The sequence below is a fragment of the Rhizobium sp. BK661 genome, assembly GCF_024808825.1.
Classification (GTDB): Bacteria; Pseudomonadota; Alphaproteobacteria; order Rhizobiales; family Rhizobiaceae; genus Rhizobium.
In genome coordinates this window covers 1-17,859 of the sequence record NZ_JANTYT010000023.1, presented here as the reverse complement: position 1 = coordinate 17,859, position 17,859 = coordinate 1, and the positions used below count along the sequence as shown (strand labels likewise).

The 17,859-nt window shown below is 57.2% G+C and carries 16 protein-coding genes and 2 pseudogenes; 12 read left to right on the top strand and 6 right to left on the bottom strand.

Annotation, left to right across the window (positions count from 1 at the left end):
• Window positions 1–56: 56 nt before the first annotated feature.
• Window positions 57–710: an AAA family ATPase gene (locus FHX16_RS27220; RefSeq protein WP_183864921.1), complete on the bottom strand. Its 654-nt coding sequence runs from the start codon at window positions 708–710 to the stop codon at window positions 57–59.
• Between the two features lie 542 nt (window positions 711–1,252).
• Here FHX16_RS27220 and FHX16_RS27215 point away from each other — a divergent pair.
• The 3 genes from FHX16_RS27215 to FHX16_RS27205 all read left to right on the top strand — a co-directional run bounded on the left by FHX16_RS27215 (window position 1,253) and on the right by FHX16_RS27205 (window position 3,144).
• Window positions 1,253–1,927 (top strand): hypothetical protein, encoded by a 675-nt coding sequence (locus FHX16_RS27215; protein WP_183864920.1) that lies wholly within the window; start codon window positions 1,253–1,255, stop codon window positions 1,925–1,927.
• A gap of 307 nt (window positions 1,928–2,234) precedes the next feature.
• On the top strand, window positions 2,235–2,621 hold the full coding sequence (locus FHX16_RS27210) for a response regulator (protein ID WP_183864919.1): 387 nt from the start codon (window positions 2,235–2,237) through the stop codon (window positions 2,619–2,621).
• Window positions 2,622–2,934: 313 nt separating this feature from the next.
• Window positions 2,935–3,144: a hypothetical protein gene (locus tag FHX16_RS27205; RefSeq protein ID WP_183864918.1), complete on the top strand. Its 210-nt coding sequence runs from the start codon at window positions 2,935–2,937 to the stop codon at window positions 3,142–3,144.
• Window positions 3,145–3,507: 363 nt separating this feature from the next.
• Here the strand turns inward: FHX16_RS27205 and FHX16_RS27200 are convergent, their stop codons facing one another.
• Window positions 3,508–4,155, bottom strand: coding sequence for a BON domain-containing protein (locus tag FHX16_RS27200; protein ID WP_183864917.1), 648 nt, complete (start codon window positions 4,153–4,155; stop codon window positions 3,508–3,510).
• A 790-nt stretch (window positions 4,156–4,945) separates the two neighbouring features.
• On the opposite strand from FHX16_RS27200, the gene FHX16_RS27195 reads away from it, so the two are divergent.
• From FHX16_RS27195 to FHX16_RS27180, 4 genes are all read left to right on the top strand, one after another.
• Complete coding sequence (locus tag FHX16_RS27195; protein WP_259131393.1) at window positions 4,946–7,378, top strand: arylsulfatase; 2,433 nt, start codon at window positions 4,946–4,948, stop codon at window positions 7,376–7,378.
• A complete protein-coding gene (locus FHX16_RS27190; protein ID WP_183864915.1) occupies window positions 7,375–8,046 on the top strand; it encodes a hypothetical protein in 672 nt (223 codons plus the stop codon). The genes FHX16_RS27195 and FHX16_RS27190 overlap by 4 nt, the downstream gene beginning before the upstream one ends.
• Window positions 8,047–8,091: 45 nt before the next feature.
• Entirely contained in the window at window positions 8,092–8,442 is a 351-nt protein-coding gene (locus FHX16_RS27185) for a hypothetical protein (RefSeq protein ID WP_259131391.1), read from the top strand.
• A gap of 689 nt (window positions 8,443–9,131) precedes the next feature.
• Window positions 9,132–9,782 (top strand): BON domain-containing protein, encoded by a 651-nt coding sequence (locus FHX16_RS27180; RefSeq protein WP_183864914.1) that lies wholly within the window; start codon window positions 9,132–9,134, stop codon window positions 9,780–9,782.
• Between the two features lie 760 nt (window positions 9,783–10,542).
• On the opposite strand, the gene FHX16_RS27175 is transcribed toward FHX16_RS27180, so the two are convergent.
• The gene (locus FHX16_RS27175; protein ID WP_183864913.1) at window positions 10,543–10,779 is read right to left on the bottom strand and encodes a hypothetical protein; all 237 of its coding nucleotides are present in this window, start codon (window positions 10,777–10,779) and stop codon (window positions 10,543–10,545) included.
• Between the two features lie 198 nt (window positions 10,780–10,977).
• On the opposite strand from FHX16_RS27175, the pseudogene FHX16_RS27170 reads away from it, so the two are divergent.
• The 3 genes and pseudogenes from FHX16_RS27170 to FHX16_RS27160 form a co-directional block, all read left to right on the top strand.
• A pseudogene (locus FHX16_RS27170) lies at window positions 10,978–11,298 on the top strand (hypothetical protein); the annotation flags it as partial.
• Between the two features lie 133 nt (window positions 11,299–11,431).
• A complete protein-coding gene (locus FHX16_RS27165; protein WP_183864912.1) occupies window positions 11,432–12,163 on the top strand; it encodes a Crp/Fnr family transcriptional regulator in 732 nt (243 codons plus the stop codon).
• 13 nt (window positions 12,164–12,176) lie between these two features.
• On the top strand, window positions 12,177–14,084 hold the full coding sequence (locus FHX16_RS27160; protein ID WP_259131388.1) for a PAS domain-containing sensor histidine kinase: 1,908 nt from the start codon (window positions 12,177–12,179) through the stop codon (window positions 14,082–14,084).
• A gap of 55 nt (window positions 14,085–14,139) precedes the next feature.
• Here the strand turns inward: FHX16_RS27160 and FHX16_RS27155 are convergent, their stop codons facing one another.
• Together FHX16_RS27155 and FHX16_RS31695 are read right to left on the bottom strand one after the other, a co-directional pair.
• A complete protein-coding gene (locus tag FHX16_RS27155) occupies window positions 14,140–14,970 on the bottom strand; it encodes a universal stress protein (protein WP_183864910.1) in 831 nt (276 codons plus the stop codon).
• A gap of 244 nt (window positions 14,971–15,214) precedes the next feature.
• Complete coding sequence (locus FHX16_RS31695; RefSeq protein ID WP_183864909.1) at window positions 15,215–15,394, bottom strand: BON domain-containing protein; 180 nt, start codon at window positions 15,392–15,394, stop codon at window positions 15,215–15,217.
• A gap of 158 nt (window positions 15,395–15,552) precedes the next feature.
• Here FHX16_RS31695 and FHX16_RS27150 point away from each other — a divergent pair, with 158 nt between their 5' ends.
• Both FHX16_RS27150 and FHX16_RS27145 read left to right on the top strand, forming a co-directional pair.
• Entirely contained in the window at window positions 15,553–15,882 is a 330-nt protein-coding gene (locus tag FHX16_RS27150) for a c-type cytochrome (RefSeq protein ID WP_310503156.1), read from the top strand.
• A 231-nt stretch (window positions 15,883–16,113) separates the two neighbouring features.
• Window positions 16,114–16,440: pseudogene (locus FHX16_RS27145) on the top strand (TCP-1/cpn60 chaperonin family protein); the annotation flags it as partial.
• On the opposite strand, the gene FHX16_RS27140 reads toward FHX16_RS27145, so the two are convergent.
• Window positions 16,401–17,135 (bottom strand): S1C family serine protease, encoded by a 735-nt coding sequence (locus tag FHX16_RS27140; RefSeq protein ID WP_259131469.1) that lies wholly within the window; start codon window positions 17,133–17,135, stop codon window positions 16,401–16,403. The pseudogene FHX16_RS27145 and the gene FHX16_RS27140 sit on opposite strands and share 40 nt — an antisense overlap.
• Between the last annotated feature and the right edge of the window lie 724 nt (window positions 17,136–17,859).

Below are 17,859 nucleotides of genomic sequence, written 5' to 3'. Positions count from 1 at the left end.
CCATCTAACAGCGCGGCGTTGATCGGCGGCGCTCGGCAAGGTCGGCAATGATATCGCTACCTGGGGACATGGCGTTTAATCCTATCCCGAAATGGAGGGCGGCGAGCATGGCGGCCAGCCGCCCACAGCGTCATTGGCCCCGCTCCAAACAGCGGCAAAGCCATTTCCGCTCCTTCTCGCGTTCCGGGCGCGGATCGCTGGCGATATAATCGAGCCTCATTTGCAAGGCCTCGTGGTTCATCGATCCGTGAACGCAGATCAGTCCGGGGCCGACGGGGATCGGCGGCCCTTGTCGGTGATCCCTTGCCGCGCTTGTCGGCAATGGCAAGGGGCGGAGAATTCGCGAACTGGACGTATTTGAAGGTGCCATCCGCGAAATCCCTTCTAGGCTCGATATCGAAGCAATCGGCTGTCGCCCCGACCCTCCTGTATGCTTCCTCGTAGTCCTCCTCGGCGCAGACGGCTGCAATCCGCAATTTTCGGCGCGGCTTGAATGGCCCGAACTGACGCCCACAGGCTGCGAGCATGCCGAGGGCCACGGTAAAGCTCGTCTTTCCCGTAGACGTCTGAGCGACCAACTCGGAGATATGCTTTTTCATGGCAAGGCCGGGGATGAGCCATTCGCGGCGCCGTATCGCCTCGCGCGGGCCGAACGTGAATTCCCGCATCGTAACCGGGAACTGAACAATGCCGCTTCCGTCATCGGCCATCGGCGCGCCTCCTTTGGTGGCGGCACGAGCGACTATGCGCGGTTAGCGGGGAAATATTTCCAAAAAGGCAACGCTTTGAGATTCGGCGGGAGAGAGCGGCCCCGGCAATGGGGCATTTTTGGCGGGGATGGAGCGCCCGCCGCGCATATCAATACCTGCCTTGCATGCGGTCCGCCTTTCGAAGGCGTTACCGGCGGGCTTGTAGGGTGGGCGGCGGAAGGGCTATATTGAGCGGACCCAATGTTACTCTTGTTTCCTTCCGCGCCCGGCAAGCCACGCCGGGCGTTACTCTGTTATGCGGACTCCAGTTCGCGGGCGAGGCGGCGAATGCCCTCCAGCCAGCGCTCGACCTGTTTCTTGGAGTATCCCGGGCGGGAATGCTTTGAGTCCGGCATTGTCACGATAGAAGGCAAAACAGGACCATTGTCCGATCCAGATAGGACCTCAGTCCGATGTGCAATCAATAACCACCGTTTAGATTGTCATCATCTTAAACAAGCGAAGCACGCGATTTTACTCGCATATATTGATTGGACCAGACGATGCGCATCACCACATTGGCCTCCACGGCGGTACTCACCCTCGCTGTTGCAACGTTCCCGCTTGCCGTTGGTGGGTTCGACACCGTTGCGATGGCAAAAGGCGGCGGAAACGGCGGCGGGAACGGGGGTGGAAACGGTGGTGGCAGCAGTGGCGGCAGCCACGGAAGCAGCGGTAGCCGGGGAAATAACGGCACACACGGAGACAGCGGCAGCAAGAGCGGGGCTTCAACTCATGGCAACGCGAAATCTCAGGGCAACGCGAGTAAGTCTTTCAGTGACGCTGGTAGGAAATCGCAGTCCGCAAAAGCTGACAAGCCAACCACTGCTACCCAGGAGAAAAACACTGCCGCACAGCTTGCTGGTCTCAACTCGCTGAAACGGAACTACAAGGCCTATCTGCACACGTCTGACCCGAAGATGACCGCGATTGCGGCCTACGCGGTTGCCTATGCCCAGTATGAGATCGATAACGGAACTGAGCCGTCGGTCGATGACCCGATCTTGGGTGACGAGGCCTTGGAGGATGCTCTGGCATCCGCAACGAAGACAGGGCAAGTCAGCCCTGCCGTTCTTGACCAGGCAAAGGCAATCCTCGGCGTTGGCGAAGCGGACGGGAAGATCGACCAGATCCGAGGTTCGCTGGAGACTTCCGCTCCGGAAACTCCAGACGAATAAAGGGAAACCTGGTCAACAAGGCGTTGCTGATTGCATGGACCTTAGTCCAACTTGGCGCTCACGTGAGTGCAGCCTAATATGAAGCTGTCCTCTTGAGAGGATGGGCGGAAGCCTGGTGGCTGGGATCAGACATCATGCCTATGCCAGGCTTCCGCGCCGTGCTTGACGAACGTGTCCCGGCGCGGAAAAGCCGACGGACAAACTTGTCAAAAGATGAACATACTTAACGTTCAGGCTCGTGCCTGCATCGAGGCATAAAGTCGATACTCATGCATACGGCGATTTCGTTCGGACCGGGGAGCGCCAGATGAATTTCATCGACCTAGTCGGCAAGCGTGTTCTTGTGGTCGAAGACGACTACTTACAGGCAAGCAATGTAACCCTTGCGCTTGAAGACCAGGGCAGCGAGGTGATCGGCCCATTTCCTGATCTGGAAAGCAGCCTGTTGAACCTGGAGGCTAGAAATATCGATATCGCCGTCCTGGACATCCATCTCGGTAGCGATCTGGTATACCCCGTTGCAGACAGGCTGGATCAAGCACGGGTGCCGTTCGTATTTGCTACAGCCGGCAATGAAAGCGGCATTCCCGACCGTTTTTGCAGGGTTCGGCGTCTTTTGAAGCCTTTCAGCATCGAAGAACTCGCAGTGGAACTGGCCATCTTGGTGGCCGAGCGCAAAGTGACGTGGCAATAGCGGGTTTCGTCGGCACAGACAGGACCGTTCACGGACCGGACTGACCAGCTACCGAGGAAACTCGATCCTCACAGGAGCGAGATCGCCCCAAAGACCGGGCTTATTGGGACTTTTCACCTTTGCGACGCTGGCGGGAGGCCCGCTTCACCGAGGCGGCAACGATCAATGCGGTCCATAATCCGACGGAAAAGATGAGTGGCTGACCATCCAGCGAGCGCTTGCGACGGCCAAAGTGGGGGATACCATTATTCTGGCTCCCGGGCTCTGCCTGCAAGACATCAGGTCTGTTCGTCCAGGCGAGACGGGAAAGCCCGTGGTCATTCGAGGCGCCGGTGCCTCTGTGGTCAATGGCGGTGGGAGCCTACGGGCTATTGAAATCAATCACAGCTTCATCGAACTACATGATTTCGTGGTCGACGGTCATTTCACGGCAGCGGAAACGGAGGGAAGCTACCGAGACAAGCTTATCTACATGATGTGCAACACACCGGGTCCGGCACTTTCCGGGCTGCGATTGATCTGAAAGGACATCCGCAATACCGGCGACGGGTGCGTTCGGCATCGCTACCAGGCGCGGGACAACGAAATTGCCAACTCGAAAATTTCACCCTGTGGTCACTTCTATTCCGTCTACAAGGATGGCGCCAAGGACGGCGAGGGCATCAAGTCGCTGTGGCTTCTTTGGGTCCGTGTAAAAAGGAGTTTCGGTTAGAGACGGCGAGATTTTTTTGTTGGCGCCACCGGAGAAGGCATGCCAGCAAAGGGTACGGTTTGATGCATCGCCTTCACGCTCGAATTGGCGTGATTGCAGTATTAATATTCTGTGATTATGGGGCAGGAAACGGGGCGCGATGCTTTACGGCAATACCCCGAATTCCCTGACGCATTAGCCAATGCGAAGATGATCCTCCACCGACTTCACGCCGGCGGCCGACCAAGCAGCGTTCTCGGCGGCCTTGCGCTCGGATAAACGTTTGACTGTTCCATCAAGAGTGACCTTGCCATCAAGGACGTTTACTCGAATAGCTCGGGCCTCAAGTTCCGCGTCCCGTCGGAACGCTTCTTCGATCCGTCGTTTGACGTCACCGGATGTTGCCCGTGGAGCGACGGTTATAAGGTTGGAGATCCCAACGACACCGGCGAGATCGCGAATGGAATCTGCTGCCGCTTTCCGTTGATACTGCCATTCAACCTTGCCTTCGAGGGTCACCCAGCCATTCTGTACCCTTACATTAACCGCGTCCCTTGGAACCGTCGTGCGCCATGAGAGCGTACTGACTGCACGTCTGGCAATCTCGTCATCGGCCGTGATGTGTGTGCCGTAGGGGCGAACTTCTATTTCCTGAGCGATGGCATGTACACCTGTCACGCGCCGCGCCGCACGTTCGGCGGCATCCTTTTCAGCATAGGTTGCAACGTGTCCGGTGAGCGTGACGACGCCACCTTCGGCCGTAACACCAATATGTGCTGCGTTTATGCTCGGCTCGAATTCGAGCTCGTCTAACACAAATTGCCGCAGAAATACATCTGTCATGGGAAGCCTCCTTCTACGGTTCGACGTTCTAATCTTAAAAGCAACCGCGAAGACGAACTTTGACATGCCGCAAAGTGCAACATTCTTGTTTTCACATGTGAGGCATCATGTAGCTATATTTTAGGTGGTCTGTCTTCAGGCGCTATTTGGTAGAAGAGTGCGTAAGCACTCGGTTAGCCGGAACCGAAACCTTCGAACATGCAATCTCCGGACTTCTGAAGAAGAGGGTCGATTTCTTTGCGAGGCGGAGCACCTAGGCCACCGAATTGCGGAGATCAAGAACGACACCCACGCGATAGAAGGGTGTTGCATTGCTTGGGCTAGACTGTCGACCTGAACGCGGCGCAGAAACGGTATGTCATCTTCGGAAGCGGGGAACTGACGCGCGCCATCCTGCGGGAACTTAGTCGTTAGTCGGGGGACGGTGACCGTCATGTATCGAGGTTTCCCATCGTGTTTAGCGGGTGTAGAAGGGTCTCCCATAGCAGCGCGACGAGCGGAGCATCCGATCACTGAAGGATGATCGAAGCAGTAAGGTCTGGGCAAGACGGACACGCTAGCCATTCCAATCTATCTACGCGTTTCATACCTTTAGCAGCCGCTCCGCAGACCCTATCCTTGATCGATTGGAATACGGAACGAGCCGCAGAGGCTTGTCTTTGGCGCAAGACGTACGCTGTAGGGTAACACAAGCATCGCTCGACGCGGGCCCGCCTGCATGCTAGTTTAGCGGTCCCTAAAATATTGTGTGCGAGAAATCCGGTTGTGACGCTTGAGGGGAGCTGCCGAGATGACAATCGTTCGCAGTTTGCTTGTATGTGCGGGTTTGGTTGGTCTCGGATGCACAACGGGACTGACTCAGCAGGTCACCGGAACGCTGGGTTCGCCAGGCGCGACGACAACGATTACCGGACAGCAGTTGCCGCCACCTGACCCGAAATTCGGTGGCGTGATCAACCAGAAGGCATCCGAATCGACGCCATGGTGGGCCCCACGCGTCGTGCCACCCAAGGGTGCGCCCAACGTGCTGCTCATCATGACGGATGACCAGGGGTTCGGAGCGCCCAGCACCTTCGGCGGCGTTATTCCCACGCCGACGATGGATCGTATTGCCAAGGAGGGGCTTCGCTTCACGAATTTCCACTCCACGTCGCTCTGTTCACCGACGCGGGCTGCGCTGATTACCGGGCGCAACCATCATTCGGTCGGCTTCGGCGTCGTGGGTGAAATCGCGACAGGCTTTCCCGGCTACGATTCCATTATCCCGATCGAGAAGGGCACCATCGGCACCATCCTGAAGGAGAACGGATACGCCACGTCGTGGTTTGGCAAGAACCACAACACGCCGTCCTACCAGTCAAGCCAAGCCGGCCCCTTCAACCAGTGGCCGAATGGCATGGGCTTCGACTACTTCTACGGCTTCGTCGGCGGCGATGCCAGTCAGTGGCAACCGAACCTGTACCGCAACACGACGGCAATCTACCCCTTCGACGGCAATCCCGGCTGGAACCTGGAGACGGCAATGGCGGATGAAGCGATCGGCTACATCAAGCAATTGAAGGAGATTGCCCCCGGCAAGCCATGGCTCGTCTACTATGTGCCGGGCGCCACCCATGCGCCCCACCATCCGACGCCGGAATGGATCAAGAAGATCAGCGATATGCACTTGTTTGACGATGGCTGGAACAAGGTGCGCGAAACGATCTTTGCCAACCAGAAGCGGCTCGGCATCATGCCTCAGGACGCCAGGCTTACGCCCTGGCCAGATGGCCTGCCGCAATGGGATTCACTAAGTTTCGAGGAGAAGAAACTGTTCACCCGGCAGGCGGATATCTACGGTGCCTATCTCGCCTATGCCGACCACGAGATCGGACGCGTCGTCCAGGCGGTTGATGATCTCGGCGAACTCGATAACACGCTGATCATCTACATCGGCGGCGACAATGGCGCGAGCGCTGAGGGAATGGTCAACGGCACTCCGAACGAGTTCACTACCTTCAACGGTGTCTCGGTGCCGGTCAAGGACCAGTTCCTCTGGTATCCATTCTGGGGTTCGGAACGAACCTTCCCGCACTATGCTGCCGGCTGGGCCTGGGCGATGGATACGCCGTTCAAGTGGGTCAAGCAGGTACCCTCGCATTTCGGAGGAACGTCGCAGGGCGTCGTCATGTCGTGGCCCGGCCATATCACTGATGCCGGCGGTGTAAGGCGCCAGTTCCATCACGTCATTGACATCGTGCCGACCATACTTGAGGCAGCGAGCATTCCGGCGCCGGACATGATCAACGGCATTCCGCAGAGCCCGATCGAAGGTGTGAGCATGGTCTACACCTGGGACAAGGCCAACGCGAACGCCCCCACCCGGCATGACACGCAATATTTCGAGATGCTCGGCAACCGCGCCATCTATCACGACGGTTGGGTGGCTGCCACGACACCGGCCACGCTGCCGTGGGAACTCAGCACCAAGACGCCGCCTGACGTCATCACCGGCTACGACTGGGAACTCTACAACGTAGTGGATGATCCAACCCAGGCCAACGACCTTGCGGCTGCCATGCCAGAGAAGCTGAAGCAGATGCAGGACCTCTTCTACTCCGAGGCAAAGAAGTACAATGTGTTGCCGCTCGACAACTCGACACTTGCTCGCTGGAACACGCTGCGCCCAAACCTTACGGCGGGGCGCACCGAGTTCTCCTATTCGGGCGAACTGAGTGGCGTCCCTGCGACTGCGGCGCCCGACATCAGGAACAAATCCTATACTATCACCGCCGATGTCGACATTCCCGAGGGCGGTGGAGAGGGCATGATCGTCACGGAGGGTGGTCGCTTCGGCGGCTACGGCCTGTTCCTGAGCAAGGGCGACTTTGGCGTCGGACGAGGCAAGGTGGTGTTCCTCTACAACTTGCTCGACCTGAAGCGGACCATGTGGGAAGGGCCCGAGCTGGAAGCAGGCAAGCACCGGATCACCTTCGACTACAAGGCGGACGGTACCAATCTTGGTACAGGCGGTATGGGCATCCTCTCCGTTGACGGACAAGAAGTAGCTCGCAACTCGCTGGAACACGGCATCCCGGTGACGTTCCCGGAGGACGAGACCTTCGACGTCGGCCAGGACACGCGCACAGGCGTCGCGCTCGTGGAGTATCGCTATGATACGCCGTTCAAGTTCACCGGCAAGATCGACAAGCTAGTGTTCGAGCTAGGGAGGAGCAACCAATGAGCCTCAAACACACCTTCAGCACCCTTGCGGTCGCTGCGACGCTCGGCGTTCTCACATCGTCGACAGTAATAGCCGAAAACGCCATCACCGCTCCGGCGACGAAGTCCATCGGCACATCGAGCACACAGAAGACCGAACTCGTCCCCTCTCTGATCGTGATGAATTCCGATGGCGCGACCCTAAAGGGCGACACGCTGACTCTGACGAGCGTTTCCAGCAACTCAATTCTGTTTGCCGACCGGCCGGTCCGCTCCGCCGGCCATGCGCTCACCGCGCACTTGCTGGAAGAGTGGGCTCAGGGCGGTAGCTTCGAAAAGGATCCGCCGAACGCCACCGTCTCGGTGCTGAACAAGGACGCGTCCGGCGTCGAGGACGCCGTCGTCGTTCTGAAGGAACCGAAGCTCGAAGGCACGAACCTGACGTTCAAGGTGGATGTGCTGGAGGGCAACCTTGCCGAAGCAAATGGCCCGGCATCGATCTTCATCGACATCATTGGCATGCCGAGAACGCCGATGTCCTTTGCGGGCGTGGCGCGTCGCACTGCGTATCGGGGAGCCTGGTACGGTGCGGCCGCCGCCGGCGCCGCCGCAGCCACCTACGACCGCCCCTATTATCGACCCTATTATCCTCCGTCGGGCTGCGGCTATTATCCGCTGCCGCCATGTTAGTGCTGAAGCGTCGTCCTGACCGGAGTGTCAGAGAGGAGGATCGGCGTGACCAACCACACAATTGCTGTCGCGGCCATCGGTGAAATCGTGACCGGTCTCGCGTTGGTCGCAATTCCCGCGCTCGTCGGTGAGTTGCTGCTTGGGGAGGCGCTGGTGGGCGTCGCGGTCGCCGCCGCGCGCGTCGCTGGCATGGCGCTGATCGGACTGGGGATCGCCTGCTGGCGGGGTCGGCCCCTCGAAGGCATGCTCTTCTACAGCACGATCGTGACGCTGTACCTCGCCTATCTCGGTCTCGCTCACGGACCAATGGGCGTTCTGCTTTGGCCAGCAGTCGTCCTGCACGCTGTCCTGTCGGCCCTGCTGGTGCATGCTTGGCAAGAGGGTCGGGTCTCCTGAGGTGTGCATGAGGAGGCTGTGAGGAGCCATTTGCCGCCGCGTGGCGCTATTTTGCACGAGATTTAGACATGTTGGGCTTCAAAAAACGGGCCCACAATCATGCGCTTGCGCAATGGCCGAGAATGAGATCCTGAGCGGACGCGGCACCTGACGACCTACGTTCTTGGGGCAAGGGCTTACCCATGCACCAGCTGACAGTTGCGCTGCCAATTGTCCTGGTTCGAGCACGCGCTCGTCGCTCAAAGGCCCGAGGTCACGCGACATGGTTCGGCTATCTTCTTGTCGAGATCACGCCTGCGTTCGTCAGCGGCATCCAGCATCAAAGAGGTCATCGGCAAGCCCCCGCATGATGTTGTTTGAACTGGAACCATCCTGAACGATATCCCGATCGACGTGACGTCCTGCATGACAATTGTCGCGGGCGTACCACCATAGCGAGGGGAACCAACAAAGAGCTCTGTCTGGTTCGACCATTTGAGAAGGGCTGCTCAGCGCACCGGAAAATTGTCCGCGCGGCCATGTAAGTCTCTGATTTCATGCACCGGGTTCCGGGCACATAATGCTGCACAGATGCTCGCTGAGGCGCTATTTTTGATGATTTGATCACACGCAATGTAGTGCGGTGAAAGTGAGAGGATCATAAAACGTGAGGCTTGCCCTCGATGAGTATTGTTCAATGGAGGAATGTCATGAACGATCTCGCCTTACGCCAAAATATCATCGACGAACTCGTATTCGACCCGAGCATAGATGCGGCCAATATCGGCGTCGCGGTTGAAGAGGGCGTCGTCACACTTTCCGGCCATGTCGGTAGCTATGCCGAAAAGATCGCCGCAGAAATGGCGGTAAAGCGGGTCAAAGGCGTGCGTGCCCTCGCCGAGACGCTTGAAGTCAGGTTCCAGGGCCACAAGCGACATGCAGACGACGAGATCGCGGCGCGCGCGCTGGATATCATCGAATGGGATGCGCTCTTGCCGAATGGCGCGATCGGCGTGAAAGTTCAGAAGGGTTGGGTGACGCTGACTGGCGAGGTCCAGTGGCATTTCCAGCGGGTTGCGGCAGAGCGGGCGGTTATGAAGCTCGGCGGTGTTGTGGGTGTGACGAACGTCCTCTCGATCAAACCTTCCGCCTCAATCCCCGATGTGAAGAAGCGCATTGAAGGGGCGCTCAAACGCAATGCCGACGTCGAGGCGGAACGTGTCGAAGTCGCCGTCCTGGATGGCAACGTGACCCTGAAGGGCGGCGTCACGGGTTGGCGGGAACGGACTGCCGCGGAACGGGCGGCCTGGTCGATTCCGGGCGTCGTAAGCGTGACCAACAATCTCGCGGTCCGCGGTTGATGGAGGAGCCAACAGAAATTAATACGGCCGAAACTAGCCCTGCTGGAATTGGTGGGGTTGCAATGCACGCTCGGGATGGCTTGAAATTGCTACGTTGGCTCTTCATTGACCATGCGTTGCTGCTAGTACTCATTGTGATGATCGCTGCGGTCATCAGCGTCCTTATGTATCGTCCGACCAGCGACGTGGCCCGGTCCGACTTTCACCTGCAAAGATCGATCAAAGATGGACCGTGAACGGGAGCGATCGCAATGTCGACGGCCCTAGGAAAACTGACATATAGAGAATGCCTGGACATGCTGAAAAGTGCGCACTTCGGTCTCTTGGCTTGTAGTAATGAAAACAGCCCTACGTCGTTCCTGTTTATTTCGCGTTTGAGGCGAGCGTCGCTTTTAGGGTCTTTCAATGCGCAAAGTCGACTCGATGAGACGGAACCCCAAAGTTTGCCTTCAAGTGGAAGACTGGCCATCGAAACGATGCCCGCGACGCGTCGTGCTTGAAGGACGTTGCCAGGAATTTGCCGACCTCCACGCACGGACTTTGTTGCGGCGCACAGAAACTGGTGGGAGATGGGTTCGCTGAAGCTAGACGAGGTTCCACCGGCGCATATCTCTCCGCATCTTTTCCATGGAATCTTCAGGATGATGTTTCTGGTCGAATGGCAAAGCAGATCGACTAGAACAGCAATGCTGGCCTCGGCCGAGTACGCCCTGGAACGGAACCAGTGTCCATTGGCGGCTTGGCCGAACGTGCCGAGCCCTTAGTGTATGGTGTCGGAAACGGCTTGGGTAGCGGCAGACCCTGGTGAAAGCCGCGCAATAAGGATCCCGGAAATATCGTCAACATTGACGACGCCGCGATGGTAAATCTCAATCGCCGCCACGCATACGAGGCAAGATACCGATGTATCGAGGGGTACGCAGTAGTGGCGATACCAGTTCTGCACGGCGACCGATAGTGTTTTCAGCTCCGACGATGTTAGGGCAGGCAGGGTCATCGACGCTCCTCCGGATATCGGACGTACCTTAATTGCTGATCTGCCAGAAAGACTTTGACCGATGTCAAATCATTCCTGCCGGAAGGCAATTTTCATTCTGCCATGGGCCGGTTACACCAGCGCGGCGTTCTTGGCTTTGCCAGGTCGCTCTTGGAGGCCGGCCTCGGTGCGTTCGCGCTCGCTCTCTTGCATCGCTACGCGCGACAGCCGCGGCGCGTAGACGAGCTTTTTGATTGGGTTGGCCTTTCCAGATGGCGAGACGATTGTCGCGATGTCGGGCGGCTGTTAACAAGGTGGCGATTGCCCGAGCGCTCGCCATGGAGCCATCGCTGGTTCTCGCTGGCGAGCCTACAGGCAATGTTGATACTCGCGCGGCGAGCGACGTATTCGAGTTGATGCAGACAATCGTGAAGAGGGTACAACGTCGTCAAACGTCACCCACAACCACGGCTTGCGCCTCGCTGCGATGGACTGATCGTTCGGGAACGAAAAGCTAAAAAAGGACGCAGGGTAGTATAGAAGATAACACCACGTCCGCTGTCCTCAATATGTCACAGATTGTTACAAAACTTAGACAAACTGGCACCGAAAAGGCATCCGGCCGTAACGCTAGCATTGTTTACTGCAGCCTCATGATTGGAGGGAGCAAATCATGCTGGCGAATATAAGACCGTTGTTTCAGGAAGCTGCGGCGATACGCGAGCCCTGCACGCTGGCCACACTATTTGACCGCAGTCCCCTGGAGCACGCAACGGCTGGTCAGATCGTCTTTTTTGAAGGCGATCGCGCCCTGCATCTCTTTGCCATCCGCGAGGGAAATCTGCGCGTCTGCCGGCAACTTCACGATGGACGTCGTGTGATCACGGGCTTTTTGACCAAGGGAGACATCGTGGGCGTCTCTTTTAAGAACCGCTATCTTTACAGTGCAGAGGCGTTGGACGACGTCCACTTTCAGCGCCAGACGAAAGTGGCGTTCGACCAGCAACTCCTGGCTCGTCCTGACCTGCGACCCATACTTCTCTCACAACTCTGTGACGAGGTCGCCGCCGCGCAGGATCAGATGGTCCTGTTGTCCTGCAAGAGTGCGGAAGAACGGCTTTGCAGCTTCCTCTTGGCCCAGTTACACAAGAGCACGTCTCTGGGTTTTGCCAGGGACGTGATCAGCCTCCCGATGACCCGGCTGGATATTGCTGACTACCTCGGTCTGACGATTGAAACGGTCTCGCGGACCGTTACGAAACTGGCTGGACAAGGCATTCTCTCGACGGGTCGAAGACACGAAATACGCGTATTGAAGAAGTCGGCGCTTGTACTGCGGGCTGGAGAGGGCGATGCTGACGTCGATAATGAGCTCAATGATACTCTAAGGTGCTGCCGTCATTGAAAGGTAAGGCACGATGCCAGTGGATGCCACCGTTCCGTTCGCTCCGGCGCAGGATCTCGATGTCATTGCTCGCGTATTCGATGACACGAGCGTGATCATTCATGGCGTGGATGGGGTTATCAGTCACTGGACGTCCGGTAGCGAGCGGCTTTATGGTTGGAAGCGTGCCGAGGCGGTGGGGCAAGTCGTTCACCGGCTGCTTCGTACGAAGCTGCCGCGGCCGATCGAAGACATCCGCCGGGACGTATTTGCCGGCTTATCGTGGGAAGGCGACATTGTGCATCGTCACAAGGATGGCCACCCGATGACGATCGCGACGCGATGGGTCGTTTTCGACGCGAAGTCCTCTTCACCGGTGGTCATTCAGACGAATACGGATGTTTCGGAGACCAGAAAAATCCAGGACGATCTCGCCGAACGCGAAGCGCACCTTCGATCTATCCTGGACACAGTCCCGGATTCAATGGTCGTGGTCGACGAGTCCGGATCCATCACCTCGTTCAGCAGTGCGGCAGAAAAATTGTTCGGCTACAGCTCTCGCGAAGTCATCGGCCGCAACGTTCGCATGCTGATGCCATCGCCCTTCCGAGAGGAACACGACAGGTACATCGCCGATTACCTTCGCACCGGTAGAGGCAGGATCATCGGTCTTGGGCGAGTGGTCAAGGGCCGCAAGAAGGATGGATCATTGTTTCCGATGGAGTTGGCGGTCGGCGAAGCGGTTTCGAACGAAACACGAATATTTACTGGATTTGTTCGCGACTTGACCGGCCGGCAGCGCATCGAGGAAGAGCTTAGACAGTCTCAGAAGATGGAGGCCGTAGGGCAGTTGACCGGAGGTTTGGCTCACGACTTCAATAATCTCCTAACGGTGATCAGTGGCAATCTCGAAATGCTCGAGTCGCTGTTGGAAGGCGACTACCAGCACGAACTGCTTCGCGAGGCTCAGGATGCCGTACACGACGGAGCAAAGTTGACGAGCCAGCTGCTCTCCTTCGGTCGGCGTCAGCCGCTCGAGCCGGAGAGTACCGATGTCGGTTCACTTGTGTCGGGTTTTTCTGAGCTCCTGAGACGATCGCTGGGCGAAACGATCGAGCTTCGAACGAGTATCAGGGGCAGCAAGCATATGGCCATGGTGGACAAGTCACAGCTTCAGGCCGCCTTGCTCAACCTGGCTTTGAACGCTCGAGATGCGATGCCGGGTGGTGGTAGTCTCACGCTCGACATCTCACGGGTTGAACTCGATGCGGACTACGCACAGATGTATCCGGAAGTGAAGCCCGGCAACTATATTCTCGTCGCAGTGACGGACACGGGAGAAGGAATGAGCGAGGAAGTAAAGAACCGCGCATTTGAGCCTTTCTTCACCACTAAGGGGATCGGCGCGGGGACTGGCCTTGGCCTCAGCATGGTCTATGGCTTTGTGAAGCAGCTCGGTGGACACATCCAGCTCTACAGTGAACTGGACAAGGGAACAACAGTCAGAATTTATCTGCCTGCCGTGGGTGCTGAAGTCACTCCACAGTTGGGAAAGACATCGGGCGGCGAAGACGGGGCTGGCGGAAGCGAGCACATTCTGGTGGTGGAGGATGACGAGCGTGTAAGGCGGGTCGTCGTCGCGCGGCTGGTGAATGCTGGCTATTCAGTTCTGGAAGCTCCTGATGCCACGCGTGCACTCGAACTGCTCTCAAGCACCGAGCCGATCGATCTGCTATTTACCGATATCGTCATGCCGGGCGGAATGACCGGTGACGAGCTTGCGCGTCAGGCCACGCTATACAGGCCTGACCTCAAAGTGCTATTCACATCCGGATACGCAGAGCCGAGTATAGCAAAACGTTCCCTGCCCATATCCAGCTGGCTTAAGAAGCCATATACAGCGCAGGAGCTTTCGAGCCGACTGCGCCAACTTCTCAATTGACGGTGCCGTCCGTTTTTTGAGGTCCTCCCGGCCGTCTCAGTTAGGCGATTGCTTACTAGCGTGCCAAGAACAGCGGGACAGGGCAACTCTTTAACATCGAACGGGTGACGCCGCCGAACAGTCGCTGCTTAAGTCGCGGGTGGTTATAGGCGCCCATGACCACCATGTCGGCGCCGACATCGACGGCGTGCTGGCGCAAGGCCGTATCTACGCTGAGATGTCCGCTCGCAATTCGGTCGACCTCGGCTTTTATACCGTGCCGTGAAAGAAACGTGGCGATCTCGACTCCAGGTTCCTCACCATTCGCATAGCGTCGAGCGACCGGATCGACCATCGTTACATGCACCGCCTCACATCCCTTCAGGAACTCCATTGACTGGCGTGTGGCACGCGCTGCCTCATCACTCGAATCCCAGGCGAGCAAGACCGAGGAGGGGAAAGAGCTTACTGCCTGCCGGCGAGGGTTTAGGAGAATTGGTGTCGGCGACTGGAATAGGGCGCCGTCGATAATCCGCCGCTGTAGTGCCGCGTTGCCGGCAGCCTCCGGGCCAACCAGAATGATATCAGCATAGAGGGCATGTTGGGCAATGTCGTGATCTGCCCATGCAAACTCGGTGTAAATTTCTTGAATGTCGAATGACAAGTCAGACCGTTCCAGAACTTCGCGAATTGCTGTTGCCGCTTCAGAAAGGCGATCAATTTCCTTTTGTTGTTCGTCGAGCCACGTCGTCGTCACAGGATAGACCGCAACTGGCGGAACTGCGCACATGCATATTACGACCGCATTCAGGTGGGCGCCTTGGGTCTCGCAGAACTCGATAGCTGTCTTAACGTCCGTTTCCCATTCGTCGACGCTAAAGACGCACATGACGGTATTTATGCTCATGGCTCCGAACTCCTTCTTGGATAGCTAAGAACTTACCGTATCTTGGGAACGGGTCATTGATGTCCGTTAAAATGGGATTTCAAGAACGTTCCCGCAGCAGCTGTGATCCGGATCCTGGCCTGAAACTGTGTGTTCGGAGGCGATCCAGAATCGAAGTGGGCTTGTTGACAACTGTCAATTCAGGGCGCTGGCCCGATCCGACCTCTCATGTGGTGGCCGATGTTGATATTGGTCGAGACGCCTCTTACGCCGGGAATGCTTCCGCTGCGACCCTTGCAGCATCCCGGTCAAGAGGGGTGTCAACTTTTCCGTTCAGTGTCACGAACCCTTCCTTGACCGAGATCTCGACCACTGAGGAGGAAAGCCGGGATCCGTCTGCAGTCGCGCGGATACCGCCGCACACATAGCGTCTCGCTCCAGACATTGACGAAGATCAAGGCACCTGAACAACTCTCCAGTATCATCGCGTCAATCAATAAGAGGCTTTCGATGACTTCATCTGCGCAATGGCCATTGACCGCGACACGCCAAAGTTTGCTGTGCCAGGGATGCGATCAGGTGAGTTTAACCTAGAGCGAGGGAATGATGTTGTCAGGATCCGCACAGACATGTTTTATCGCTTCAGCGACGCTCTTGGCAGCGTGCGTGGGCGGGAGTGTGGCTGCCGATCGCGGGAATGGCCAAAAGATTGCCGAACGTTGGTGCACTGGATGTCACGTCGTCTCTCCGCAGCAGCAGCAAGGCAGCGATCAAATCCCGACCTTCGCGCAAATCCGGCGGTCGGACCGTTTCGATGATCAGTCACTTTCGACCTTCCTCGCAGCCCAGCATAATTCTCGTATGCCAAATTTTTCCCTGACGCGGTCCGAGATCGCGGATCTCGTTGCGTACATCAAGGCCCATGGTCGCTGATTGCCCCATTGCTTGCCGCAATGCGTAGCTACGCTTCAATCAGAAGGCACTGACCAAACGACTGGGATATCCAACCGCGCGCGATCACCGCTCGGCGGGCCGACGACTTAGAAACTCAGTGCTGGCAAATGAAACAAGGCGTTTGAGGTGGATCAATTTCATTGGCGGCAATTCGAGTCATTGGTACGCGATGTGCCAGTCATTGTATGGGGACAATCGAGGAGATTTTCCATGCCGCACAAACAGGTTCTTTTCCATTCCGAAGCTCGAGGCAAGGTTTTGCAAGGCGCAAGCAGACTGGCCGACGCGGTGCGGATCACGCTAGGCCCTCGGTCGAAGTCGGTGCTCATTGAGAAGAAGTGGGGGGCTCCGATTGTATGTAACGACGGTGTCACCATCGCAAAAGAATTCGACCTGAAGGATACAGAAGAAAATTTGGGCGCCAGAATGCTACGCTCGGCGGCGGAAAAGACCGGTGAGGTCGTTGGGGACGGAACCAGCACGTCGACAGTTCTAGCTCATGCCATCCTGGCGGATGGCCATCGAGAATTGTTATCCTGCACCTGCACGCCAAGCTGACCTCGGCGGATTTCACCATGGGCGATGAGCTGTCGCATAATCACGCTCGCCGAATTGATGGGTACGGCGAATCCAATCCCGATGTTGGCTCCCGACGGCCCGAGGATTGCCGTGTTAATCCCCACAACTCTTCCTTCCAGGTCGACAAGGGCGCCGCCTGAATTTCCTGGATTCAAGGATGCATCGGTCTGGATGAACCCCTCTTGCGAATCCAGCCCAAGTCCGGACCGGTCGAGTGCGCTGACGATGCCGAATGTTACCGACTTGCCAAGGCCGTACGGGGTTCCTATGGCAACCACATAGTCGCCGACTCTCAAGTCGCTGGAATTTCCGAACACGGCCTCACTCAATCCGTCGACGGGGATCTTGATCACTGCCAGATCCGTCTCAACGTCCACCCCGATCGCGGCCGCGTCAAATGTTTCGCCACTGGCAAGTGTCACCTTGATCGATGTGGCGCCTTCGATCACATGATTGTTCGTGAGGATATACCCGTTCGCAGCGTCAGCTATCACCCCGGTTCCAGCCAGTTCAGAAACCGGCCCGGCGGAGGTGTCGGAGGGACGCGACTTGTTCTGGACACCCGGTGTAAGGTAAAAAGTGTCACCTTGCTCGTCATTGGATTTTCCGCGCACGGATATGCTTACGATTGCCGGGATGACACGGCTAATCATTGGCGCGAGAGAAGGTGTTATTGCTTGCCCCGCTTCAGTGACCTCAAGCGGTCCGAACACAAGACCAATTATACCAACGGCAAATACCATGCTTCTCAGCATGGAAAGAGCGTAACTTCCGGCCATTCCTGAACTCCTGTGTCACAAGCATGTGCAGGGCCAGATTGGAAAGAAGGGCACACACGCGCATTGACTAATCGCAAACTAAGCGACCGATGTTCGAGAGGAATTCACGACGTGGCATGAGGGCTGGCGCGAGGAGAATGCTTCACCATCGAAGGGCAAACCAGAGTAGTGTGGCCAAAATTAAAAATTGCGGGAACGTAAAGCATAAGCGCGGGTTCCCCCACACATTGACCAAGCGCATCGGGCCATTCCGAACGCTATCGCTTCGTCCGATGGCAGGGACTGTGCCAAAAGCGTCGAAACGTCAGCTCCCTGTTGAGGCTAAAATTGTGTTCATTAGCGCTATATTGCTTTCTTATGCTTCCAGCGGTGATGATAGCAAAGCCAATGACCGGGATACTCTCGAACCCAGCTTTCCAACCTTCTCATTCGGGGCTGTCCGGTCTTGTGGATATCTACGCTTCCATTCTCGTTGATTGGGATTGTAATCTTGGGCTCTAGTTGATCGTGCCCACTGCAGTGGTGTAACTGGACGGCTCTGGTCCCATGCTCTCCGGCGTGAGCCGGACTGATCAACGTGCCACTGCCGGCAAGCTGA

Bases quoted from the DNA above. Each gene is read 5' to 3' on its own strand.
- FHX16_RS27175 (WP_183864913.1), bottom strand. From the start codon at position 10,779: ATGACCCTGCCTGCCCTAACATCGTCGGAGCTGAAAACACTATCGGTC.
- FHX16_RS27210 (WP_183864919.1), top strand. From the start codon at position 2,235: ATGAATTTCATCGACCTAGTCGGCAAGCGTGTTCTTGTGGTCGAAGAC.
- FHX16_RS27150 (WP_310503156.1), top strand. From the start codon at position 15,553: ATGATGTTGTCAGGATCCGCACAGACATGTTTTATCGCTTCAGCGACG.
- FHX16_RS27215 (WP_183864920.1), top strand. From the start codon at position 1,253: ATGCGCATCACCACATTGGCCTCCACGGCGGTACTCACCCTCGCTGTT.
- FHX16_RS27190 (WP_183864915.1), top strand. From the start codon at position 7,375: ATGAGCCTCAAACACACCTTCAGCACCCTTGCGGTCGCTGCGACGCTC.
- FHX16_RS27220 (WP_183864921.1), bottom strand. From the start codon at position 710: ATGGCCGATGACGGAAGCGGCATTGTTCAGTTCCCGGTTACGATGCGG.
- FHX16_RS31695 (WP_183864909.1), bottom strand. From the start codon at position 15,394: ATGTCTGGAGCGAGACGCTATGTGTGCGGCGGTATCCGCGCGACTGCA.
- FHX16_RS27195 (WP_259131393.1), top strand. From the start codon at position 4,946: ATGACAATCGTTCGCAGTTTGCTTGTATGTGCGGGTTTGGTTGGTCTC.
- FHX16_RS27180 (WP_183864914.1), top strand. From the start codon at position 9,132: ATGAACGATCTCGCCTTACGCCAAAATATCATCGACGAACTCGTATTC.
- FHX16_RS27200 (WP_183864917.1), bottom strand. From the start codon at position 4,155: ATGACAGATGTATTTCTGCGGCAATTTGTGTTAGACGAGCTCGAATTC.
- FHX16_RS27160 (WP_259131388.1), top strand. From the start codon at position 12,177: ATGCCAGTGGATGCCACCGTTCCGTTCGCTCCGGCGCAGGATCTCGAT.
- FHX16_RS27165 (WP_183864912.1), top strand. From the start codon at position 11,432: ATGCTGGCGAATATAAGACCGTTGTTTCAGGAAGCTGCGGCGATACGC.
- FHX16_RS27140 (WP_259131469.1), bottom strand. From the start codon at position 17,135: ATGATTAGCCGTGTCATCCCGGCAATCGTAAGCATATCCGTGCGCGGA.
- FHX16_RS27155 (WP_183864910.1), bottom strand. From the start codon at position 14,970: ATGAGCATAAATACCGTCATGTGCGTCTTTAGCGTCGACGAATGGGAA.